This window comes from Microlunatus sagamiharensis, from assembly GCF_900105785.1.
Classification (GTDB): Bacteria; Actinomycetota; Actinomycetes; order Propionibacteriales; family Propionibacteriaceae; genus Microlunatus; species Microlunatus sagamiharensis.
The window spans coordinates 3,495,179-3,516,691 of sequence record NZ_LT629799.1 but is presented as its reverse complement, the minus strand read 5'-3'; the positions used below and the strand labels follow the sequence as shown (position 1 = coordinate 3,516,691).

The 21,513-nt window shown below is 73.0% G+C and carries 20 protein-coding genes; 13 read left to right on the top strand and 7 right to left on the bottom strand.

Features of this window, described 5'->3' with window-relative positions; translation table 11 throughout:
• Nucleotides 1-15: 15 nt before the first annotated feature.
• From BLU42_RS16205 to BLU42_RS16195, 3 genes are read right to left on the bottom strand one after another with little or no spacing between them, the layout of a single operon-like run.
• A complete protein-coding gene (locus BLU42_RS16205) occupies nucleotides 16-936 on the bottom strand; it encodes a shikimate dehydrogenase family protein (protein WP_197680481.1) in 921 nt (306 codons plus the stop codon).
• Complete coding sequence (locus BLU42_RS16200; protein ID WP_091076628.1) at nucleotides 933-1,595, bottom strand: bifunctional 4-hydroxy-2-oxoglutarate aldolase/2-dehydro-3-deoxy-phosphogluconate aldolase; 663 nt, start codon at nucleotides 1,593-1,595, stop codon at nucleotides 933-935. The genes BLU42_RS16205 and BLU42_RS16200 overlap by 4 nt, the downstream gene beginning before the upstream one ends.
• On the bottom strand, nucleotides 1,592-2,527 hold the full coding sequence (locus tag BLU42_RS16195) for an NAD(P)-dependent oxidoreductase (RefSeq protein ID WP_197680480.1): 936 nt from the start codon (nucleotides 2,525-2,527) through the stop codon (nucleotides 1,592-1,594). The genes BLU42_RS16200 and BLU42_RS16195 overlap by 4 nt, the downstream gene beginning before the upstream one ends.
• Before the next feature lie 212 nt (nucleotides 2,528-2,739).
• Between BLU42_RS16195 and BLU42_RS16190 the strand changes: the two genes are divergently transcribed.
• The 6 genes from BLU42_RS16190 to BLU42_RS16165 all read left to right on the top strand — a co-directional run bounded on the left by BLU42_RS16190 (nucleotide 2,740) and on the right by BLU42_RS16165 (nucleotide 9,207).
• Complete coding sequence (locus tag BLU42_RS16190) at nucleotides 2,740-3,552, top strand: GntR family transcriptional regulator (protein ID WP_197680479.1); 813 nt, start codon at nucleotides 2,740-2,742, stop codon at nucleotides 3,550-3,552.
• Nucleotides 3,549-4,283: an SDR family oxidoreductase gene (locus tag BLU42_RS16185; protein ID WP_091076619.1), complete on the top strand. Its 735-nt coding sequence runs from the start codon at nucleotides 3,549-3,551 to the stop codon at nucleotides 4,281-4,283. Before BLU42_RS16190 ends, BLU42_RS16185 begins: the two co-directional genes overlap by 4 nt.
• Nucleotides 4,280-5,317 carry a zinc-dependent alcohol dehydrogenase family protein gene (locus BLU42_RS16180; RefSeq protein ID WP_091076616.1) on the top strand — a complete coding sequence of 346 codons (1,038 nt, stop codon included), beginning with the start codon at nucleotides 4,280-4,282 and terminating at the stop codon, nucleotides 5,315-5,317. The genes BLU42_RS16185 and BLU42_RS16180 overlap by 4 nt, the downstream gene beginning before the upstream one ends.
• 161 nt (nucleotides 5,318-5,478) lie before the next feature.
• Nucleotides 5,479-7,026 (top strand): sugar ABC transporter ATP-binding protein, encoded by a 1,548-nt coding sequence (locus BLU42_RS16175; RefSeq protein ID WP_231918200.1) that lies wholly within the window; start codon nucleotides 5,479-5,481, stop codon nucleotides 7,024-7,026.
• Nucleotides 7,027-7,181: 155 nt separating this feature from the next.
• Nucleotides 7,182-8,132 carry an ABC transporter permease gene (locus BLU42_RS16170; RefSeq protein ID WP_231918198.1) on the top strand — a complete coding sequence of 317 codons (951 nt, stop codon included), beginning with the start codon at nucleotides 7,182-7,184 and terminating at the stop codon, nucleotides 8,130-8,132.
• 25 nt (nucleotides 8,133-8,157) lie between these two features.
• Nucleotides 8,158-9,207, top strand: a complete 1,050-nt coding sequence (locus tag BLU42_RS16165; RefSeq protein WP_091076609.1) for a sugar ABC transporter substrate-binding protein — start codon at nucleotides 8,158-8,160, stop codon at nucleotides 9,205-9,207.
• Between the two features lie 254 nt (nucleotides 9,208-9,461).
• Here the strand turns inward: BLU42_RS16165 and BLU42_RS16160 are convergent, their stop codons facing one another.
• A complete protein-coding gene (locus BLU42_RS16160) occupies nucleotides 9,462-10,256 on the bottom strand; it encodes an alpha/beta fold hydrolase (RefSeq protein ID WP_091076606.1) in 795 nt (264 codons plus the stop codon).
• A 234-nt stretch (nucleotides 10,257-10,490) separates the two neighbouring features.
• On the opposite strand from BLU42_RS16160, the gene pdhA reads away from it, so the two are divergent.
• The 3 genes from pdhA (at nucleotide 10,491) to BLU42_RS16145 (ending at nucleotide 14,207) form a co-directional block, all read left to right on the top strand.
• Nucleotides 10,491-11,615 (top strand): pyruvate dehydrogenase (acetyl-transferring) E1 component subunit alpha, encoded by a 1,125-nt coding sequence (gene pdhA / locus BLU42_RS16155; protein ID WP_091076603.1) that lies wholly within the window; start codon nucleotides 10,491-10,493, stop codon nucleotides 11,613-11,615.
• Between the two features lie 77 nt (nucleotides 11,616-11,692).
• Entirely contained in the window at nucleotides 11,693-12,658 is a 966-nt protein-coding gene (locus BLU42_RS16150; RefSeq protein ID WP_091080760.1) for an alpha-ketoacid dehydrogenase subunit beta, read from the top strand.
• Nucleotides 12,659-12,677: 19 nt separating this feature from the next.
• Entirely contained in the window at nucleotides 12,678-14,207 is a 1,530-nt protein-coding gene (locus tag BLU42_RS16145) for a dihydrolipoamide acetyltransferase family protein (protein WP_091076600.1), read from the top strand.
• A 255-nt stretch (nucleotides 14,208-14,462) separates the two neighbouring features.
• Here BLU42_RS16145 and BLU42_RS16140 read toward each other — a convergent pair whose 3' ends face one another.
• On the bottom strand, nucleotides 14,463-14,831 hold the full coding sequence (locus tag BLU42_RS16140) for a VOC family protein (protein WP_091076597.1): 369 nt from the start codon (nucleotides 14,829-14,831) through the stop codon (nucleotides 14,463-14,465).
• 18 nt (nucleotides 14,832-14,849) lie between these two features.
• Between BLU42_RS16140 and BLU42_RS16135 the strand changes: the two genes are divergently transcribed.
• Both BLU42_RS16135 and BLU42_RS16130 read left to right on the top strand, forming a co-directional pair.
• Nucleotides 14,850-15,716, top strand: a complete 867-nt coding sequence (locus tag BLU42_RS16135) for a helix-turn-helix transcriptional regulator (protein WP_331715277.1) — start codon at nucleotides 14,850-14,852, stop codon at nucleotides 15,714-15,716.
• 89 nt (nucleotides 15,717-15,805) lie between these two features.
• Nucleotides 15,806-16,756, top strand: a complete 951-nt coding sequence (locus tag BLU42_RS16130) for a DUF559 domain-containing protein (RefSeq protein WP_157720021.1) — start codon at nucleotides 15,806-15,808, stop codon at nucleotides 16,754-16,756.
• Here the strand turns inward: BLU42_RS16130 and BLU42_RS16125 are convergent.
• Nucleotides 16,753-18,606 carry an acyl-CoA dehydrogenase gene (locus BLU42_RS16125; RefSeq protein ID WP_091076590.1) on the bottom strand — a complete coding sequence of 618 codons (1,854 nt, stop codon included), beginning with the start codon at nucleotides 18,604-18,606 and terminating at the stop codon, nucleotides 16,753-16,755. The two genes, BLU42_RS16130 and BLU42_RS16125, sit on opposite strands and share 4 nt — an antisense overlap.
• A gap of 188 nt (nucleotides 18,607-18,794) precedes the next feature.
• Here BLU42_RS16125 and BLU42_RS16120 point away from each other — a divergent pair, with 188 nt between their 5' ends.
• Entirely contained in the window at nucleotides 18,795-20,471 is a 1,677-nt protein-coding gene (locus BLU42_RS16120; protein ID WP_091076587.1) for a sodium:solute symporter family protein, read from the top strand.
• A gap of 14 nt (nucleotides 20,472-20,485) precedes the next feature.
• The gene (locus BLU42_RS16115) at nucleotides 20,486-20,776 is read left to right on the top strand and encodes a DUF3784 domain-containing protein (protein ID WP_091076585.1); all 291 of its coding nucleotides are present in this window, start codon (nucleotides 20,486-20,488) and stop codon (nucleotides 20,774-20,776) included.
• Nucleotides 20,777-20,809: 33 nt separating this feature from the next.
• Here the strand turns inward: BLU42_RS16115 and BLU42_RS16110 are convergent, their stop codons facing one another.
• Entirely contained in the window at nucleotides 20,810-21,484 is a 675-nt protein-coding gene (locus BLU42_RS16110) for a pentapeptide repeat-containing protein (protein ID WP_157720020.1), read from the bottom strand.
• Between the last annotated feature and the right edge of the window lie 29 nt (nucleotides 21,485-21,513).

Genomic DNA, 21,513 nt, shown 5'->3' with positions numbered 1-21,513 from the left:
TCCGCTCGCTGGCGCTCACGGAGCTCGGGTGCTGGCGGCGACCCGCCCCAGCTCGTCGACGGTCTCGGGCGGCATCGGCACGGCGAACACCTCGGCCACGGCCTGGCTCCAGCCGTGCACGAAGTAGCGCCAGCCGTCCTCGACGTGCAGGCCGCGCTCCGCCTGCTGGGCCCGCGCCTGGGCGAGCAGCTCGAGGCTGCCGCGGTAGTTGAAGTCCCACACGTAGCCGTCGCGGGGGAGTTCGACGCCGTCCGGGACCGGCGAGCCCGGGCGGTCCTTGCCCATCCCGGTCGCGTTGACGACGAGGCTGCCGGCGGGCAGGGCCTCGACCAGGGCGGTCACGTCCTCGGGGCCCGCCGTCCGGACGTAGCGGACCAGGCCGTCTGGCACCCCGGAGCGCTCGTGCACGGAACGGGCGTGGTCGAGCGGGCCCTGCTCCAGCGCCGTGCACACGACCTGCCCGGGCCGGTCGCCGCGGACACCGAGCTGCTGGCTGAGCGCCGTGCCGGCACCGCCGCTGCCGAGGACGAGCGCGGACGCCCCCGTGGTGGCGAAGTGGTCGGACGGCAGGAACTCCTCCAGCGCCAGCCGCGCGGTCAGCGGGTCCTTGGCGCTGCCCAGCAGCCGCCCGTCGCGCTTGCTGATGCAGGAGACCTCGCCGAAGGTCTGCGACAGGTCGTCGAGCTCGTCGAAGAGGTCCGCGCACGCGTCGTGCACGGCGACCTTGTGCGTCGTGACCAGCGCGCCGGTCTCGTCGTCGTCCGCGGCGATCGCGGAGACGAGGTCGCGGTAGACCTCGGGCGGCGCGTCGAGCGGCACGTCGTGGCCGACCAGGGTGCGGGCCGGGAGCCCGAGCACCTCGGCCCAGCGCGGGAAGACCGTCAGGATCGACGAACCGCCGGTGCTCACGCCGACGAACCCCATCCGGGCGCTCACGAGCCCGACCCCCGTACGGCGTCGGCCGCCGCGCGGAACTCGCGCGCCGCCGCGGTCACGGCCGCCCAGTCGCCGGAGGCCAGCGCCTCGGCCGGGGTCAGCTCCCCGCCCGCCCCCACGGCGACGGCTCCGGCCGCCAGCCAGTCGCCGAGGTTGCCGGGGTTGACGCCACCGGTCGGGCAGAAGGCCACGTCCGGGAACGGCCCTCGCAGGGCCTTGAGGTACGCCGGCCCGCCCAGGGAGGAGGGGAAGAGCTTGACCACGTGCACGCCGAGGTCCACCGCGGTCATGACCTCGGTGGGCGTCAGCGCCCCGGACAGCACCGTCGCCCCGGTGCCGAGCATCGCGCGGCTCACCTCGGGCAGCGTCCCCGGGCTCACCAGGAACTCGGCGCCCGCACCCGCGGCCTCCTCGGCGTGGGCGGGCGTGCGCACGGTGCCCGCGCCGAGCAGCACGTCCGGGTGCCGGTCGCGGACCTCGCGCAGGACGGTCGGGACGTTCGGCGTGCTGTAGGTGATCTCGATGCCCGTGACGCCGCCGGCGACCAGGGCGTCGACGGTGGACACCGCGGCCGCGGCGGACGGGGCGCGCAGCACGGCGACGACCACGGTCTCCCGGAGGGCGGCGAGCCCGTCGCGCTCGGGCGGTCGTGCGGTCATGAGGACCCCTTCGGGCTGACGAGGTGGGCGGGCGTGCGGCCGGCGAGGACGTCGAGGACGGCGTCGACCGCGCCCCGGCCCATGCCGTCCACGGCGCCGACGGTGTGGGCGCCGGCGTGGGCGGTGAAGGTGGTGAGCGCGACCAGGTCGTCGGCGAGCAGCGGGGCGTCGGGGCCGTCGGCGGCGAGGACGTCGGCGGCGTAGCGGGCCAGCCGGCCCTCGCGCAGGGCCGCCGCCACGGCGGGTTCGTCGACGAGCGCCGCCCGCGCGGTGTTTACGAGGACCGCGCCGGGACGGAACCGTCCGAGGAGCGCCTCGTCCACGAGCACCTCCTCGCCGGGGGCGTGCAGCGTGAGGACGTCGCACTGCGCGACGAGGTCGGGCAGGTCGAGGAGCTCGACCTCGGGCACGCTGCCGGGGGCGACGTACGGGTCGTACGCCAGCACGCGCGAGCCGAAGCCGGAGAGCCGCCGCGCGACCCCGCGGCCGATCCGGCCGAAGCCGACGACCCCGACGGTCAGGCTGCCGAGCTCGCGGCCGCGGGTGACCTTCGGGGTGCCCGCGCGGACCCCGCGGTCGCCGGGCACGACATCGCGCAGGGCCGCGAGGGTCAGGGCCAGGGCGAGGTCGGCGACCGCCTCGGTGTTGGCGCCCGGGGTGTTCGTGACGAGGACGTCGCGCCCGGCCGCGGCCGCGAGGTCGACGGCGTCGACCCCGACCCCGTACCGGGCGACGAGGCGCAGGTGCGGAGCGGCGTCGAGGTGGGCCGCGGTGACCGGGCCGGTGCCCGCGACCCAGCAGACGGTGTCGGCGAGGAGGGGAGCGAGCTGCGCGAGGTCGTGGTCGGGGGGACCGCTCCGCACCGCGCACCCGGCCGCCTCGAGCTCGGCGCGCAGGTCGAGGTCGCCGCTGGAGAAGGAGCGGCTGGTCACGAGGACAGGCGTGCCCGTCCCACCAGGGGGGAGGGGGACGGGCACCCGGCGAACGTAGACCTGTCCGGACAAGTTCGTCAACGCGATGCACGAGTCCGGCACGATCGACGCTCGAGCCACCACGGTCCGGTCCCGGTCGAGACCCGGCCATGACCGGGCCTACCGACGGGGACCCTGTACGGACAAGGTCCGGCCCGGTTACTGTCACCCGTGTGACGGCGAAGGAGCTCGACCGCGGGTCGGCGTTGCCGCTGTACCACCAGGTCAAGCAGATCCTCCTCGCCCAGGTCCGCGCCGAGGACCTCGCACCGGGCGCGCGCGTCCCGGGCGACAACGAGCTCTGCCGCGCGCTCGGCGTCTCGCGGAGCGTGGTGCGCCAGGCCCTCGCCGAGCTGGAGACGGAGGGCGTCGTGGTCCGGGTCAAGGGCCGTGGGACCTACGTCGCCCGGCCCCGGACGACCGAGCACCTCGTCGCCCGCCTGACCGGGCTGCACGAGGAGATGAGCGCGCGCGGCGTGGGCGTCAGCAGCACCGTCCGTCGCCAGGAGGTCGTGCCCGCCGACGACGTCGTCGCCGCGGCGCTCGAGCTCGAGGTCGGCGCCCCGGTGCTGGTCCTCGAACGGCTCCGCCACGTCGGCGGCGAGCCCTGGGTGCTGACGACGACGCACCTCCCCACCGACGTCGCGCCCGAGCTGGAGCACGAGGACTTCACCGAGCAGTCGCTGTACGGCGTCCTCGAGAGCCGCTACGGCGTACGGCTCACGCACGGGCGCCGCAGCGTGGAGGCCGTGCCGGCGTCGGAGGAGACCGCGCGCCTGCTGGCGCTGCGCCCCGGCGACCCGCTGCTGCGGCTGCGCAGCACGACCTGGGCCGGCGAACGCCCGGTCGAGTCCTTCGTGGCGCTGCACCGCGGCGACCGCACCCGCTTCGAGGTCGACCTCGAGCGCGCGGTGTCGCTGCACCACGACAAGCCCCAGGACCCGGCACCGGCCGTGGTCGTGACGTTGGAGGAGGTGGGCTCATGACCTGGCCCGAGCAGGCGGTCGTCGTGGTGACCGGAGCGGCGGGGGGCATCGGCCTGGCCGCGGCCACCTGGTTCGCCGAGCGGGGGGCGCGGGTCTTCAGCCTGGACCGGCCGGGCGCGACGCCCTCGGTCGGCGACCCGGTGGGCGAGGTGGTCGAGGTCGACGTCACCTCCGAGGAGTCGGTGCGGGCCGCCGTGACCACCGTGGTCGAGCGGGCCGGACGGGTCGACGCGCTGGTCGCGGGCGCCGGGGTGGCCGAGGGCGACACGGGCGCGGAGGACATGAGCCTCGAGCGCTGGTCGCTGACGATCGGGGTCAACCTCACCGGGGTCTTCCTGACCTGCCGCGACTTCGGCCGGGTCATGCTCGAGCAGGGCTCCGGCCGCATCGTCGCCATCGCCTCGATGTCGGGGCAGCACGTCGTGAACGTCCCGCAGCGCCAGGTCGCGTACAACGCCTCCAAGGCCGGCGTGGTCGCCATGGTCAAGTCGCTCGCGTACGAGTGGGTCGGTCGCGGCGTCCGGGTCAACGCGCTCTCGCCCGGCTACGTCGACACGCCGCTGCTGACCAACCGCACCGACCTGCACCCGCTGTGGAAGGAGCAGACCCCGGCCGGGCGCTTCGCCACGCCCGAGGAGATCGCCGGCGGCGTCGGCTACCTGCTCAGCGACGAGGCCGCCTTCTGCGTGGGCACCGAGCTGCTCATGGACGGCGGGTACGCGATCCCGTGACCGGCCCGTCGACCCGCAGGGCCCGCGCGGTCGTCTACGACGAGCCGCGCCGGTTCAGCGTCCGTGACGTCGAGGTGCCCGACCCCGGACCGGGCGAGGTCGTCCTCCGGGTCCTGGTCGCCGGCGTCTGCGGCACCGACCTGCACCTGCACGACGGCGAGTTCGGGCCGACCTACCCGCTGACGCCGGGTCATGAGCTCGTGGGCGAGGTGGTCGAGGCGGGCACCGGCGCCGAGGACCTGCTCGGCCACCGCGTCGTCGTCGACAACACGGCCTCGTGCGGGCGCTGCGCCGAGTGCCGGCGCGCCCGCCCGGCCTTCTGCCACCACCTCGTGGCGCAGGGCGTGAACGCGCCCGGCGGCTTCGCCGAGCTGGTGCTGACCGACGCGGACCGCTGCTTCCTCGTCGACGACCTCGACCCCGAGGTCGCGGTCCTGGCCGAGCCGGTCGCCTGCGTCGTCCACGGCCTCGACGTGCTGGCGCTGCAGCCCGGCGCCGACGTGCTGGTGCTCGGCGCCGGCCCGACCGGGCTCGTGCTGACGTCGCTGCTGGCCCGCGGCGGGGCCGGTCGGCTCACCGTCGCGGCCCCGAGCGAGGCCAAGCTGGCGCTGGCCCGGGCCCGCGGCGCCGACGAGGCCGTGCGCCTGCGGCGCGGCGAGCCGGAGCTCGGGGCGGCGCAGCTGGCGGCCCTCGCGCCCGACGGGTTCGACGTGGTGGTCGAGGCGACGGGCGCACCCGGCGTGCTCGAGACCACGCTGCCGCTGGTGCGGACCGGCGGCACCGTCTTCGTCTACGGCGTCCCGCCCGAGGCCGCCGTCTGGCCGGTGCGCTCGTACGACGTGTTCCGCCGCGAGCTGACGATCAAGGGCTCGTTCGCGCAGCAGCACTCGTTCGACCGCGCGCTGCGCCTGCTGCGCACCGGTCGGGTCGACCCGGCGGGGATCGTCACCCACCGCTTCGGCCTCGACGCGTACGCCGACGCCCTCGCCGCCACCGCCGACAGCGCGGTGGTCAAGGCCGTCCTGGTGCCCTGACCGGCCCGTCCGCCCCCGTCCCGGGACCGGGTCTGCTGCTCCCACGCGTCACACGCGTTGCACCGAACCGTGGCCAAACCCTGTCCGTACATGTCCTTGACACCAGACCAGTGGTGCAGGAGGTTGGTCACCGTGACGCGATTCCACGACGGTGTGGCCCGGTGACGACGACGGTGGAGCGGGGGCAGAGCGCCCGCCCCCAGGTCGGTGACGTCGCCTTCACCGCCCGCGGGATCAAGAAGCACTACCCGGGCGTCAAGGCGCTCGACGGCGTGGACCTCGAGGGCTACGCCGGCGAGGTGCTGGCGGTCTGCGGGGCCAACGGTGCCGGCAAGTCGACGTTCGCCAAGCTCCTCGCGGGCGTCGAGACCCCGACCGACGGCGAGATCCGGGTCGCGGGCTACGACCACCCGGTCCGCAACGCCGCCGAGGCCGAGCAGGCCGGCGTCCTGATGATGTTCCAGGAGCCGCTGATCATCGACGACTTCACCGTCGGCGAGAACGTGTGGCTCTACAAGCTGCGCGAGGGCCGCGACATCCGCCCCTGGGCGACCAAGGTCGATTCCAACTCCCACCAGACCCGCGAGGTGCTGGGCAAGGTCGGGCTCGGCGCCCTGCGCACCAACCAGCTGGCCCGGGACCTCGGCCCCGGCCAGCGCCAGATGCTGTCCCTCAGCCGGGCCGAGGTGACCAACCACCAGATCATGATCCTGGACGAGACGACCGCGTCGACGTCGGAGGAGCACTTCAACGACATCCTCGACCTGGTCAAGCGCGAGCGTGAGGCCGGGACGCACATCATGTTCGTCAGCCACCGGCTGAACGAGGTGTTCGCGATGAGCGACCGCATCGCCGTGCTGCGCAACGGCCAGCTCGTCGACGTGCTCAAGACCTCCGAGACCACGCCGGACGAGGTCACCACGCTGATGATCGGCCAGGCCCTGCGGGCCGTCGAGCGTCCCGCGCCGGTGCAGACCGAGGGCAAGCAGCCGCTGGTGGCGGTCCGCGACCTGCACGGCGGGACCGCGGCCGGCGTCTCCTTCGACGTCTACCCCGGCGAGGTCGTCGGGCTCTACGGCCTCGTCGGCAGCGGCCGCTCCTCGGTCGGGCGCACGGTCACCGGCCAGAAGCGGGCGGCGAGCGGCACCATCCAGATCCGCGGCGAGGAGGTCCAGCTGAACTCGCCGGGTCAGGCGCTCGACAAGTCCGTGGTCTACCTGACCGAGGACCGCCGGCTCGAGGGCTTCGTCAAGGACTTCGACAACGGCGAGAACATGAGCCTCGTCGTGCTGCCGAAGTGGTCCAAGGGCGGCGTCATCGACACCACCAAGGAGAAGAGCCGGGTCCGCGAGCTGATCAGCGAGTTCCAGGTCAAGGGCGGGCCCAAGACCTACACGCGCTCGCTCTCCGGCGGCAACCAGCAGAAGGTCGTCATCGCCAAGTGGCTCGAGTCCGACCCGGACTTCGTCGTCCTGGACGAGCCGACCAAGGGCATCGACGTCGGCGCCCGGGCCAACATCTACGAGATCATCCACAGCGTCGCCGCGCGCGACAAGGGCGTGCTGGTGATCTCCAGCGAGGCCGAGGAGCTGCTCTCGCTCTGCCACCGGATCCTCGTGATGCGCAACGGCAAGGTCGTCGCCGAGTTCGACCCGTCCGAGGCCGACACCGACGACCTGATCCGCACCGCCCTCACCCACCAGGACTGAGCGGGGCCGACGGCCGGCCCGTCCTGCGCACGACCCCGTACGACGAGCACCACGCACCACCCCCGCTGCACCCGACGAAGGAGTCAGAACAGATGACCGCAACCGCGACGGCTCCGGCCCCGTCGGCCCAGCCGGAGGCTCAGCGGAGCAGCCCGGTGGTTGACTGGCTCAAGAGCCAGTACGCCCTCTACATCCTGGTGGCGCTGCTGCTGGTCGCCACGATCACCCGCGGCTCGATCTTCTGGGGCGGCACCAACCTGACCAACCTGCTGCTGCAGATGTCGATCATCGGCGTGGTCGTGCTCGGCGAGCTGATCGTCGTGCTCACCGGCGGCATCGACATCAGCGTGGGCTCGGCCCTCGGCCTGGCCGCGGTGATCGCGGCCGGCCTGTTCGGCGGGCCGTCGGTCTTCCTCGGGCTGGTCGTCGCCGTGATCATCGGCGGCATCGTCGGCGCCGTGAACGGCTGGCTGGTCGCCTTCCGCGGCCTCGAGCCCTTCATCGTGACGCTGGGCATGCTGGCCCTGGCCCGCGGCCTGGTCTACGCCTACGGCAACGGCATCCCGATCAACCCGGAGGCCGCGGCCTCGTACGCGACCTTCGGCCAGACGACGATCATCGGCATCCCGGTGCTCGCGATCATCTGGCTGGTCATGGTGGCGCTGATCGCCTTCCTGCTCTACCGGACCGTGTGGGGCCGCCGCGTGTACGCGATCGGCAGCAACATCGACGCGGCGCGCAGCTCGGGCATCCCGGTCCGCACCACCCTGTGGTCGGTCTACATCCTGGCCGGCCTGCTCGTCGGGCTCGGCGGCTGGATGTTCCTGGGCCGCTTCGCGAGCGGCACCTCGACCGCCGGCAACCTGCTCGAGCTCGAGGCCATCGCCGCGGTCGTCATCGGTGGCGCCCGCCTCTCCGGGGGCTTCGGCAAGGTGTTCGGGGCCGTGGTCGGCACGATCATCTTCGCCGTGATCGCCAACCTGCTCTCGCTGCTCAACGTCTCGACCTTCCTCCAGGACGCCTTCCGCGGCGCCCTGATCCTGGTCGCGGTGACGCTGGCGACGGTGCAGTTCAGCCGCAAGCGCCGCGCGACGGCGGGCAAGTGAGCACGACGGGACGGAGGGACGCACGATGAGAGCACCCAACCGGCGCCGGACGCGCCTGCTCCGCTCGGCCGCGGCCGCCGCGGGCACGGTCCTGCTGCTCGGCGTGAGCGCCTGCGGCCAGATCTACCCCTCGTCGCAGCCGGCGCAGGGCCCGGCGGGCGGCGTCGAGCCGAACGCGCAGTCGGTCACCATCGGCTTCGCCCAGCAGCAGCTGCAGGCGCCGTACTTCGCGGCGATGCAGGTGCAGGCGGAGCAGATCGCCAAGGACAAGGGCTTCAAGCTGCTGTTCCAGTCGGCGAACAAGGACCCGGCGATCCAGTACAACCAGATGCAGGCCATGATGGCGCAGGGCGCGAACGTGATGATCGTCAACGCCACCAGCGTCAAGGGCCAGTACCAGATGATGACCCAGATCGCCTCCAAGATCCCGGTGATCTACATCGACACCGGCGTCCCCGACACCGGCATGACCAGCGTGTCCTCGGACAACCTGACCATCGGCCGCGAGTCGGGCAAGATCACCGCCAAGCGCTTCCTGGACGCGGGCAAGTCGAGCATCAAGATGGTCATCCTCACCGGCCCGGCCACCGACGAGTTCGTCGGCCCGAACCGGCGCCAGGGCTTCCTCGACGGCCTGAAGGAGGGTGGCCTGCAGTACACGATCGCCAGCGAGCAGTCCGGCGACTACCAGCAGGACAAGGGCCAGGTCGCGGCGGAGAACATGCTCGCCGCCAACCCCGACACCGACCTCGTGCTGGGCCTGAACGACTCGATGGCGCTGGGCGCGTACAACGTCATCCAGAAGCCGCAGTACAAGAACGTGTACGTCGCGGCGTCGGCCGACGGGCAGAAGGAGGCCCTCGCGCTGATCGACCAGGGCGGCTGCGACGGGCGCTACATCTCGACGGGGCTGAACTCGCCGTCGCTGGCCGCGGAGCAGGCGCTCGGCATCGCCCTCGACGTCGCGACGGGGGCGAAGAAGCCGTCGGACTACCCGCCGGAGTCGTTCACCAAGGCCGTCGGGATCGGCTGCGAGAACATCAAGGAGTACTACGACCCGAACAGCGTCTTCTGACCCCGGACCCCCCGGACGCTGCTCGACCCCCGGCGTGCCCTGGACCTCTGGTCCAGGGCACGTCCGCGTTCCTGGGCTCGCCCGACCCCGTCCGTAAGCCTGTCGACCGGGCGTCGGTCCGCAGGGGGTGAGCGCCCTTCGACGAGCTCAGGGATCGTGGTCGGGTTCGTCCGCGCACCCGCGTGCGCGACCACGCTCCCTGAGCCTGTCGAAGGGCTTCCTGACCACGACCCCTGAGCCTGTCGAAGGGCCGCTCAGCCGGGCAGGCAGGCCCGGGTGAACGTGGCGAGGACGGGGGCGAAGGCGTCGGGCTCCCACGTGTGGTGGGCCCCCGCCACCTCGCGGACCTCGGTCCGGGGCAGCACGCGGCGTACGCGGTCGGCCGCCTCGACCATCGATGCCTGGGTGGACGACCCGTACGTCGCCAGGACGGGCACGGTGACGGCGTCGCGCAGGCCCCCCGACTCGAGCTGCTCCGTCGCCCAGCCGAGCGACTGCGCGTCGGCGCGCAGGGCGACGACCCCCGCGTAGATCGCCGGCCACGCCGGGGACGCCTTGGCGCCGGCCAGCCACTCCGGCGGCATGTCGCGCATGTACCACTCCTGCGCGGCCTCGAGCTCACCCGCGTCGATGCGCTGCTCGAGCCCTTCGACCCAGTCCGCGACCCGGGCGGCCGGGGCGGCGAGCGGGGCCTCCCAGAGCACGAGCCCGGCCACGGGCAGCCCGGCGGCGGCCGCGTGCAGGCTGATCGAGCACCCCGACGAGTGGCCGCAGAGCACCGCGGTGCCGCCGTTCGCGTCCACGACCGCGCGCAGCGCCTCGAGCTCGCGGTCGAGGTCGAGCGTGCCCTCCGCCGCGCTACTGCCGCGGCCCAGCCGGTCGGGGACGACGGCGGTCACGCCCGCGGCGGCGAGCAGCTCGGTCGTCCGGACGACGCGCGCGTCGCCGCGCAGCGAACCCGCCCCGGCCACCAGGACCACCGTCGGTCCCTCGCCCAGCCGGTCGTACGCGACCACGTCGCCCCGGCTCGTCGTCACCTGCTCGCCCATGGGTCCCCCGTCTGCTCGTGCGCGCGCTGCGCCTGGCGGGGCGGCGCTCCGTCCGCGTCGGGGTGTCGACCGTCCCGGCGCCCCGGACTCATCGGGACGCCGCGGTCATCGTCGGACGAGGCCTGCCAGGACGAGGAAGTAGGCACCGCAAGTTGTTTTCCCCCCGCCCGGGGGCCGGGAGTACGTTGACCCGAACCGCCGGGGGCGACCCTTCCGGCGTACGAGAGGAGCGCGGTGAGCGACGGTCTGAGCGGGCTCGACGAGAGCGGTCCCGACGCCGCGGTGCAGCTGCTGACACCCACGGGCGAGCGGGTCGAGCACCCCGACTACGCCTTCGCCGGCGACGACGCGCTGGTCCGCCAGTTCTACGCCGACATGGTCCGCGTGCGCCGTGTCGACGCCGAGGCGATCGCGCTGCAGCGCCAGGGTGAGCTGGGCCTGTGGCCCTCGCTGCTCGGCCAGGAGGGTGCGCAGATCGGCGCCGTGCACGCGATGCGCGGCCAGGACTACGCCTTCCCGACCTACCGCGAGCACGGCATCACGATCGGCCGCGGCGTCGACCCGCTCCGGCTGCTGGCGATGTTCCGCGGCACCGACCCGGGCACCTGGGACGTCGTGCAGCACGGCGTGCACCTCTACGCGATCATCATCGGCACGCAGGGCCTGCAGGCGACCGGTTACGGCATGGGCCTCGAACGCGACGGCCTGGTCGGCAGCGGTGACCCCGAGCGCGACGCCGCGGTCGTGTGCTTCTTCGGCGACGGCGCGACGAGCCAGGGCGACATCAACGAGGGCCTGGTCTTCGCCGCCTCGTACAACGCGCCGGTCGTCTTCTTCTGCCAGAACAACCAGTGGGCCATCTCCGAGCCCATCGAGCGCCAGTCGCGCGCACCGCTCTACCGCCGCGCGGCGGGCTTCGGCCTGCCCGGCGTGCGGGTCGACGGCAACGACGCGCTCGCGGTGCACGCGGTGACGACGGCGGCGCTGGACCGGGCGCGCTCGGGCAACGGGCCGACGTTCATCGAGGCGTACACCTACCGGATGGGCGCGCACACCACGTCGGACGACCCCACGAAGTACCGCCTCGAGCACGAGCTCGCGCAGTGGCGCGACCGCGACCCGATCACCCGCGTGCGGGCCTACCTCGAGCGCACCGGTGCGGCCGACGCCGACTTCTTCGCCTCGGTCGACACCGAGTCCGACGAGTTGGCCATGCGGCTGCGGAAGGAGTGCCTCGCGCTCCCCGAGCCGACCCTGGCCGAGACGTTCGACTGGGTGTACGCGACGAGGTCACCCGAGCTGGTCGAGCAGCTCGCCCGTCACGAGGAGTACGCCGCGAGCTTCGAGGAGGCCCGATGAGCACCACCAGCGTGCGCGCGAGCAGCGGTCCCGGTTCCCGGGGGCGCGACGAGGGCACGCCCGCCCCGGTGCGGACGATGACCATGGCCAAGGCGCTCAACGCCGGGCTGCGCAAGGCGATGGAGGACGACCCCAAGGTCCTGCTCGCCGGCGAGGACATCGGCAAGCTCGGCGGCGTGTTCCGCGTGACCGAGGGCCTGCAGAAGGACTTCGGCGAGTCGCGCGTCATCGACACCCCGCTGGCCGAGAGCGGCATCGTCGGGACCGCCGTCGGGCTCGCGATCCGCGGCTACCGCCCGGTCTGCGAGATCCAGTTCGACGGCTTCGTCTTCCCGGCCTTCGACCAGATCGTCACGCAGGTGGCGCGGATGCGCTGGCGCTCCAAGGGCCAGGTCGCGATGCCGATCGTCATCCGCATCCCCTTCGGCGGCGGCATCGGCGCGGTCGAGCACCACAGCGAGTCGCCCGAGGCCCTCTTCGCCCACACGGTCGGGCTCAAGGTCGTCGCCTGCTCCAACCCGGTCGACGCCTACTGGATGATCCAGCAGGCCGTCGCCTCCGACGACCCGGTGGTCTTCTTCGAGCCCAAGCGGCGCTACTACGAGAAGGCCGAGGTGGACACCACCACCGAGCCGCTCGGCCTGCACTCCTCGCGGGTGGTCCGCCCGGGGCGCGACGGCACGTTGATCGCGTACGGCCCAATGGTCAAGACCTGCCTCGAGGCCGCCACCGCCGCGGCCGACGAGGGCCGCGAGCTCGAGGTGATCGACCTGCGCACGCTCTCGCCGCTGGACCTCGGGCCCGTCCTGGAGTCGGTGCGCCGCACCGGCCACGCCGTCGTCGTGCACGAGGCGCCGGTGAGCGTCGGGCTGGGCGCGGAGGTCGCGGCGCGCATCAGCGAGGAGTGCTTCTACTCCCTCGAGGCCCCGGTGCTGCGGGTGGCGGGCATGGACGTGCCCTACCCGCCCAGCCGGGCCGAGGAGGACTACCTGCCCGACCTCGACCGCGTGCTCGACGCGGTCGACCGGTCGCTGGCCTACTGAGCGAACGGACTCCGAAGCGATGGCGACGAACCACTTCCGCCTGCCCGATCCCGGCGAGGGCCTGGTCGAGGCCGAGATCGTCACCTGGCGGGTGGCGGTCGGCGACGAGATCAAGATCAACGACATCGTCGTGGAGATCGAGACCTCCAAGTCGCTGGTCGAGCTGCCCAGCCCGTACGCGGGCACCGTGACCGCGCTGCTCGCCGACGAGGGCCAGATGGTCGACGTCGGCGCGCCGATCATCGCGATCTCGGACGGTGCCGACGACGAGCCGGTTCCGGCGGAGCCGGCCGACTCCGCCGAGCCCGCTGAGCACCAGCCGACGGGCAAGCACGACTTCGTGCCGCCGATGCCGGGGGAGAAGGTCCCGAGCGTCGCCGACGGCGAGGGTCCCGCCCGCGTCGCGAACCTGGTCGGCTACGGCCCGAGGTCCACCGAGGCGCGGCGCCGGCCCCGGCGTACCGGCGGCGCTCCGGCGCAGCCCGCGGCCCCCGCGAGCCCGGTCGCCGACGACCCGGCCGCGCAGGTTCCGGTCCAGGCGCCCGTGTCGTCGTACGCGCTGCCCGCCGAGCCCGGGGCCCCCGCCGCGCCGGCGCAGCCCCCGGTGGGCGGCCCGGCGGTGCTGGCCAAGCCGCCGGTCCGCAAGCTCGCCCGCGACCGGGGCGTCGACCTGACGACGCTGACCGGCAGCGGCCCCGGGGGCGTCATCACCCGCGAGGACGTCGACCGCGCGAGCCAGCCGGCTGCTGCCGCTCCCGCGCCGGCCGTCGCGGCAGCCCCGGCACCCGGTCGGGCCGTGGTCCCGCCCGCGCCGTCGCGGACGCCCGACCCGGACTCGAGCCGCGAGACGCGCGTCCCGATCAAGGGCGTGCGCAAGGCGACCGCCGAGGCCATGGTCCGCTCGGCGTTCACCGCGCCGCACGTCACCGAGTGGGTCACCTGCGACGTCACCGCGACGATGGAGCTCGTCGAGCGGCTGCGTGACCGGCGCGAGTTCCGCGGGGTGAAGATCTCCCCGCTGCTCGTGATCGCCAAGGCCGTGTGCGTGGCCCTGAGCCGCGTGCCGCAGCTGAACGCGTACTGGGACGAGGCCGCGCAGGAGATCGCCACGCTCCACTACGTCAACCTCGGCATCGCCGCGGCGACGCCGCGGGGCCTGGTGGTGCCCAACCTCAAGGGCGCCGACGCGATGACCCTGCTCGAGATGGCGCAGGCGATCAACGCCACGGTCAGCACCGCGCGCGAGGGCCGGACCACGCCGGCCGACATGGCCGGCGGGACGTTCACGATCACCAACGTCGGCACGTTCGGCGTCGACGCGGGCACGCCGATCGTCAACCCGGGCGAGGCCGGCATCCTCTGCGTCGGCCAGATCGCCCGGCGGCCGTGGGTCGTCGGCAGCGGGCGCGACGAGCGCATCGAGCCGCGCTGGGTCACGACCCTGGCCGTGTCCTTCGACCACCGCCTGGTCGACGGGGAGCAGGGGTCGGTGTTCCTGTCGACCGTCGCCCAGATCCTCACGGACCCGGGCCTGGGCCTGCTCTTCTGACCCCTTCTCCCTACCCGCGCTCGCCCGCGCTCGTCCCGCCGAGCGGTAGGTTGCCGCGCGTTTCTCGGCTCGCAGAGCGCCGCAACCTACCGGTCGGCGGTACGTGCGCCGAGCGGTAGCGGTCGGGGGTACGAACGCCGAGCGGTAGCGGTCGGCGGTACGAACGCCGAGCGGTAGGTTGCGGCGCCTTTCGAGGGCCTTCGGGCGCGGCAACCTACCCGTCGGCGTACGGGTGGGGATCCAGTCTGGCCCGGGTCACCAACGGGCGGCGTCGGTCAGGCAGAAGGGGTGCCCGGCCGGGTCGAGCAGGACCCGCCAGGTGTCGCCGGGCTGGGGTTCGGCGAGCGCGGCGCCGAGGGCCAGAGCGCGCTGCTCCTCCGCGGCGAGGTCGTCGCAGGCCAGGTCGAGGTGGAACTGCTTCGTGCCGTGCGGGTTCGGCCAGGCCGGCGCCTCGTAGCCCTCGACCCGCCCGAAGCCGAGGGCCGGTCCGCCGCCCGCCGGCGCGAGCATCGCGTACTCGTCCTCGGCCGCGAGCACCGACCAACCCAGCAGCTCAGCCCAGAAGGCCGCCTCCGCCCGGGGGTCGGCGCAGTCCAGGGTCGTCATCTTCAGCTCGGTCGTCATGGGCCCAGCGTCCCTAGGATCGAGCCGTGCCGGCTAGGACGAACGCGACGCCGCCCGGGCGCGACGGTCGGCACCGGCGGCATCCTGCGGCCCGAGGAGTTCGCCCGGCACGTCGACCTCGTCCGCCTCGCCCCGGCGCCCGACCTCGCGCCCTGGGTCGAGAACCACTGGGTGCTGCGGTGGTCGCTCCCCGAGGGCGTCCGGTACAGCAGCCAGGTGCTCCCGCACCCGACGGTCAACCTCACCGTCGAGCGCGGCGTACGCCGTCCTGGCGCCCCGCCCGAGCCGGTGCTGGTCACCGGCCCCGTGGCGCGGCGGTTCGACGTCGAGACGGTCGGGCAGGGCTGGGTGTGGGGCGTGCGGTTCCGGCCGGGCGGCCTGCCGGCCCTCGCCGGGTTCGACGCGAGCAGCCTCGTCGAGCGCACGGTGGCGGCTGCCGACCTGCTGCCCGCGCCCGTCGTCGAGGTCCTGGGCACGCTGCACGACACAGGCGCCCCGCTCGATCAGGACCGGGCGCGGGTGGAGGCGGCGCTGCGCTCGCTGGCCGCGGCGGCGCGACCTGACCCCGACCGCGACCTCGTGCTCGCGGTCCTGGCCGAGCTGCTCGCCGACCGTTCGCTGGTCCGCGTCGCCCAGGTCGCCGAGCGCCACGGCCTCTCCGACCGCCGGCTGCAGCGCCTGTTCGCGCGCTACGTCGGGCTCGGGCCCAAGTGGGTCCTCGCGCGGCACCGCATGCACGACGTGGTGAGCGCGCTCGACGCGGGCTGGGAGGGTTCGCTGGCCGACCTCGCCGCCGAGCACGGCTGGTACGACCAGGCCCACTTCACCCGCGACTTCCGCGCCCTCGTCGGCGTGACCCCGGCCCAGTACCGCGACCGGCGCTGACCCAGGCAGGTGTCGTCCGCCCGGCACCGCGTGTTGTCGGTGCCGCCACGCGCCTTCCGCGACGCGTGGCCGTCTGGCCTCCTGGTCCGGTGTCGAGGCTCCAGGACGAGGTGCGGCTCGCGCTGCGGCGCGACGGCGTCGTCTGCCGCAGGGAGGACGCCGCCCTGCGGACCTCGATCGACGCGTTGGTCCGGGCCGGAGAGCTGGCACCCGTTCTCCCGGGCGTCTACGCCGCGGCGGACCAGGTCGACGACTTCCGGGTCCGGGTGCTGGCGCTGCGTCGGTGGTGCCCGGACGCGGTGCTCACCGGTGCGGCGGCGGCCCGTCTCACCTTCCGGCCGACGGCCCGGGTGGACGTGGTGGAGGCGGCCACCACCCGGCAGCTCGAGCGACCCGGGTTCCGGCTGGTGCGACGCCGGGTCCCGGACGAGCTGGTGTGGGAGCGCAAGGGCCTGAGGTTGACGGCCCCGGCCCTCACGGCGCTGGACCTCGCTCTCGAGGACGCGGATGCTATCGACGACGTGCTCCGGACGAGGGCGGCAACGCTGACCGGGCTCGCAGAGGCGCTCGACCTGACGGCGGGACGGCGGGGCAACCGGCAGCGGCTCCGCCACCTGCTCGACTCGCGCGACGAACCGTGGTCGGCGGCCGAGCGCCTCTGCCACCGGCTGCTCCGGGAGGCGGGCATCTCAGGGTGGAAGGCCAACCTCCCGGTCCGGGCAGGTGGACGCCGCTACTACCTCGACGTCGCGTTCGCCGACGCGATGCTCGTGGTGGAGATCGACGGTCGGCTGCACGAGGACGACGTCGACGTCTTCGAGAACGACCGCTGGCGCCAGAACGCGCTGGTCCTCGAGGGGTGGACGGTGCTGCGCTTCACCTGGGCGATGCTGCGGGACCGTCCTGACCACGTCGTGCAGACGATCAGGGACGCGCTCTTGCTGACATCGACTCACTCGATGCCTCCCGGAGCTCGCCGCCACGCTCAGCGGCTGCTCCGCCGAGCATCGAGTGAGTCGATGTCAGCAGAAGGCGGCTAGAAGGCGGCCTCGGGGAGGTCCATCACGGAGAGGTCGGTCTGCTCGGCGGCCACGCGCTCCGCGGTGAGGCGGGGGAGGACCGTGCGGGCGAACCACCGAGCCGCGGCGACCTTGCCCTCGTAGAAGGCCTGCTCGCCTGCCGGCTGGTCCTCGCCGAGGCGGGCGAGCGCGACCTCGGCGCCGCGCAGCAGGAGCCAGCCGCAGACCACGTCACCGAGCGCCATCAGCAGCCGCGTGGTGTTGAGCCCCACGAGGTAGATGTCGCGCTCCTGCCCGGGCACCTGCGAGCCCATCGCGTTGCCGATCATCGCCTCGACGATCCCGGCGGTGTCGGTGAGCGCGGTCTGGAGCAGCTCGCGCTCCTCCTTGAGCCGGCCGTTGCCGCCGCCGCCGTCGATCCAGCCCTGCACCTGCGCCGACAGGTCCCCGAGCGCCCGCCCGCGGTCGCGGACGATCTTGCGGAAGAAGAGGTCCTGGCCCTGGATCGCCGTCGTGCCCTCGTAGAGGGTGTCGATCTTGGCGTCGCGGACGTACTGCTCGAGCGGGTGGTCCTCGACGTAGCCCGAGCCGCCGAACGTCTGCAGCGACTCGGTGCCGAGCAGCACCCACGACCTCTCGGAACCGTAACCCTTGACCACCGGCAGCAGCAGGTCGTTGAGGCGTACGGCCTCGTCGTCGACCCGGCCCTCGGACGCGGCGAGCGCGACCCGGTCCTGCACGCTCGCGGTGAAGAGCACCAGCGCCCGCATGCCCTCGACACCGGCCTTCTGCGTCATCAGCGAACGGCGCACGTCGGGGTGGTTCACGATCGTCGTGCGCGGCGCGGTCTTGTCCGCCGCCCGCGTCAGGTCGGGTCCCTGGACCCGCTCCTTCGCGTACGCGAGCGCGTTCAGGTAGCCGCTTGAGAGGGTGGCGATCGCCTTGGTCCCGACCATCATCCGGGCGTACTCGATGATGTGGAACATCTGGGCGATGCCGTCGTGCACGTCGCCGAGCAGCCAGCCGACGGCGGGCGTGCCCTGCGCACCGAACGTCACCTCGCCCGTCGCCGAGGCCTTGATGCCCATCTTGTGCTCGAGGCCGGTGGTCACGGCGCCGTTGCGCTCGCCGAGCTCGCCGGTCTCCAGGTCGACGTGGAACTTGGGCACCAGGAACAGCGACAGCCCCTTCGTCCCCGGGCCGCCCTTGCCCTCGACGCCCACGGGCCGCGCGAGCACCAGGTGGACGATGTTCTCGGTCAGGTCGTGCTCGGCGGAGGTGATGAACCGCTTGACGCCCTCGACGTGCCAGGTGCCGTCGGCCTGCGGGTAGGCCTTCGTCCGGCCGGCCCCGACGTCGGAACCCGCCTCCGGCTCGGTCAGCACCATCGTCGCGGCCCACTCGCGCTCGACCATGAGCTGGGCGAGCTTCCGGTCGCGCTCGGTGCCCTCGCGCCACAGGACCTGCGCCATCTTCGGGCCGGCGGCGTAGAGGAAGGCCGCCGGGTTGGCCCCGAGCAGCAGCTCGTTGGCGGCCCACTGCAGCGACGGCGGGCTCGGCTGGCCGCCCAGGTCCGCGGGCAGCTCGAGCTGCCAGGCGCCCGAGTCGAGCAGGGCGCGGTAGGAGCGCTTGAACGCCTCCGGGACCGTGACCGTGTGCGTGTCCGGGTCGAAGACGGGCGGCTGCCGGTCGGAGGAGGCGAACGAGTCCGACAGCTTCGTCCTCGCGAGGTGGTCGAGCTCGTCGAGGATCGCCTCGACCGACTCGCGGTCGAGGTCCTCCCACGGCCCGGTGCCCAGCACCTCCTCGCGCCCGAGCACCTCGAAGAGGGTGAACACGGTGTCGCGCAGGTTCGACCGGTAGTGGCTCATGGGCGAGGCTCCTCGGGTGCCGGCACAAGTTACTGGTGAGTAACTTAGTCGATCGTACGCCGGACGCCAGAGCCCGGGAGGGGCCACCTCAGTCGTCCCGCGTGTCCCAGGGGCACCCGGCCGCACGCGTCCGTGGAACGGGTCTAACGTGACCCCGAGTTCGCGAGTTCCCGCTGCGAAGGAGCGTCATGGGTCGTCTCGACACGAACATCTTCGACTACTCGATCCTGGCGATCTACTTCGTCCTGGTGATCGCGATCGGCGTGCTCGCGCGCCGGGCCGTGGCCACCAGCGAGGACTTCCTGCTGTCGGGCCGGTCGCTGCCGGCCTGGGTGACGGGCCTGGCCTTCATCTCGGCCAACCTCGGCGCCATCGAGATCCTCGGCATGGCGGCCAACGGGGCCCAGTACGGGTTGTCGACGGTGCACTTCTACTGGATCGGCGCCGTACCGGCGATGATCTTCCTGGGCCTCGTGATGATGCCCTTCTACTACGGCAGCCGGGTGCGGAGCGTCCCCGAGTACCTCAAGAGACGCTTCGGCACCGGCGCGCACCTCTTCAACGGCCTGAGCTTCGCCGCCGCCGCGGTCCTCAACGCCGGCGTGAACCTCTACGCCATGTCGATCATCATCGAGGCGCTCCTCGGCTGGCCGACCTGGCTCGCCATCCTCGTCTCGGCCGGCTTCGTGCTCGCCTACATCACCCTCGGCGGCCTGTCGGGCGCCATCTACAACGAGGTGCTGCAGTTCTTCGTCATCATCGCGGGCCTCATCCCGCTGGTGATCATCGGCCTCAAGGACGTCGGCGGCTGGAGCGGGCTCAAGGAGAAGGTCGTCTCCCAGCCCGGCCAGGAGGGTTTCTTCTCCACGTGGAGCGGCACCGGCTGGAACTGGACCAACCCGCTCGGTGACTGGATCGGCATCGTCATGGGCCTGGGCTTCGTGCTGTCCTTCGGCTACTGGACGACGAACTTCGCCGAGATCCAGCGCGCGCTCTCGGCCAAGAACCTCTCGGCCGCCGAGCGCACCCCGCTCATCGGCGCGTACCCCAAGATCTTCATCCCGGCGCTCACGATCATCCCGGGCCTCATCGCCATCACCGTGGTCCCGGACATGCTCAAGAACGCACAGGGCGAGACCGACTACAACTACGCGATCCCGGCGCTGATGGGGCACTACCTGCCCAACGGCGCCCTGGGTGTGGCGCTCGCCGGCCTGCTCGCCGCCTTCATGGCCGGCATGGCCGCCAACGTGAGCTCGTTCAACACGGTCTTCACGTACGACATCTGGCAGAGCTACATCAAGAAGAACTTCCCGGACCACTACTACCTGAACATCGGCCGCATCGTCACCGTGGTCGGCATCCTCATCGGTGTGGGCACGGCGTTCATCGCGGCCGGCTACAACAACATCCAGGTCTACATCCAGACGTTGTTCGGCTTCTTCAACGCGCCGCTCTTCGCCACCTTCATCATCGCGATGTTCTGGAAGCGGACGACGCCGAAGGCCGGTCTGTGGGGCCTGGTGGCCGGCACCGCCGGCGCGGCGATCTACCAGTTCCTCATCGGTCCGAACTGGTCGCACATGTACCCCGGCGGCGACATGACCCAGACCGCCAACGCGCAGATGATCAACTTCTACGCGGCCATCTCCGCCTTCGTCCTCGACGCCGTGGTCACCGTGATCGTCACGCTGACCACCAAGTCCAAGCCGCTGGTCGAGCTGCGCGGCCTCGTCTGGGGCGTGCCCGACCCCGACGCCGGTGACCCGCACGAGGGCTACGTGCGACGCTGGTGGGAGTCGCCGAAGCTCCTGGGCTTCACGGCGCTGGGCATCGTCGTCGTCCTTTCCATCGTCTTCGCCTGAGGAGGAGGAAGCAGATGAGCGAGCAGAACCAGACCGAGAAGACGACGGCGTCGGCCGCGTCCAAGCTCTTCGACATCCGGATCATGATCGGTGCGCTGTTCGTGCTGTACGGCGTGATGCTCACGATCGCCGGGTTCTTCACCACGCCGGCGGAGCTGGCCAAGGCCGCCGACATCAACATGAACCTGTGGCTGGGCCTCGGGATGCTAGTCCTCGGCGTGCTCTTCCTGGTGTGGGCCAGGGTCAACCCGAACCGCCCGGACCCCAACCCGACCGACGCCCCGCGCCGGCCGGCCGCGCACTAGCCGCCCGGCCGCGCACCAGCCCCAGCCCAGCCCTCAGCCGAGCACCTGGATCCCCAGCTGCTCGGCGAGGGCGGGGGCCAGGCCGTCGAGCTGGGCCGCGGTGATCCAGGTGCCGCCCAGCCCGTCGAGACCCTCGACCGCGTCGATCCGGGCGCCCCGCAGGTCGACATCGCTCAGCCGGGCCCCCCGGACGCCGAGCGCGCCGACCGTGCACCCGTCCAGCCGGAGGCCGCGGACCTCCGCGCCGCCCAGGTCGAGCTCGCCGATCCGGCAGTCGATCAGCTCGACGTCGCGCCACACCGCCGACCGGGCGTTGAGGTAGTCGACCTTGCAGCCCTCGAGGCGCACCGCGCGCCAGGACGTGTCGTACGCCTCGACCGCCCCCAGGCGCGAGGCCCGGACCTCGCAGCCGCGCCAGGTCGACCGCGGCGCCTTGAGCGCGGCGGCGTCGCAGGCCTCGAGCAGCGAGTCCACGAGGTGGGCGCGGCTGAGGTCCGCCCCGTCGAGGCGGCAGCCGCGCAGCAGGCTCGCCACGACCGAGCCCGCGACCAGGTCGGCCTCGCCCAGGTCGGCGTCCTCCAGCAGCCGGCCGTCGAGACCGTCCTCGAGCAGCAGGGCGAGCGGGTCGTCCTCGTCGCCGTCCGGCCAGGGCCGCAGCCCGACCGGGAGCACGGGCGGGGCGGCGGGAGGACGGGGACCGGTGGGCACCCGCCCACCGTACGGACGCCCCGGGCCCG

Bases quoted from the DNA above. Each gene is read 5' to 3' on its own strand.
- BLU42_RS16120 (WP_091076587.1), top strand. From the start codon at position 18,795: ATGGGTCGTCTCGACACGAACATCTTCGACTACTCGATCCTGGCGATC.
- BLU42_RS16200 (WP_091076628.1), bottom strand. From the start codon at position 1,595: ATGACCGCACGACCGCCCGAGCGCGACGGGCTCGCCGCCCTCCGGGAG.
- BLU42_RS16115 (WP_091076585.1), top strand. From the start codon at position 20,486: ATGAGCGAGCAGAACCAGACCGAGAAGACGACGGCGTCGGCCGCGTCC.
- BLU42_RS16145 (WP_091076600.1), top strand. From the start codon at position 12,678: ATGGCGACGAACCACTTCCGCCTGCCCGATCCCGGCGAGGGCCTGGTC.
- BLU42_RS16185 (WP_091076619.1), top strand. From the start codon at position 3,549: ATGACCTGGCCCGAGCAGGCGGTCGTCGTGGTGACCGGAGCGGCGGGG.
- BLU42_RS16160 (WP_091076606.1), bottom strand. From the start codon at position 10,256: ATGGGCGAGCAGGTGACGACGAGCCGGGGCGACGTGGTCGCGTACGAC.
- BLU42_RS16125 (WP_091076590.1), bottom strand. From the start codon at position 18,606: ATGAGCCACTACCGGTCGAACCTGCGCGACACCGTGTTCACCCTCTTC.
- BLU42_RS16165 (WP_091076609.1), top strand. From the start codon at position 8,158: ATGAGAGCACCCAACCGGCGCCGGACGCGCCTGCTCCGCTCGGCCGCG.
- BLU42_RS16140 (WP_091076597.1), bottom strand. From the start codon at position 14,831: ATGACGACCGAGCTGAAGATGACGACCCTGGACTGCGCCGACCCCCGG.
- BLU42_RS16150 (WP_091080760.1), top strand. From the start codon at position 11,693: ATGACCATGGCCAAGGCGCTCAACGCCGGGCTGCGCAAGGCGATGGAG.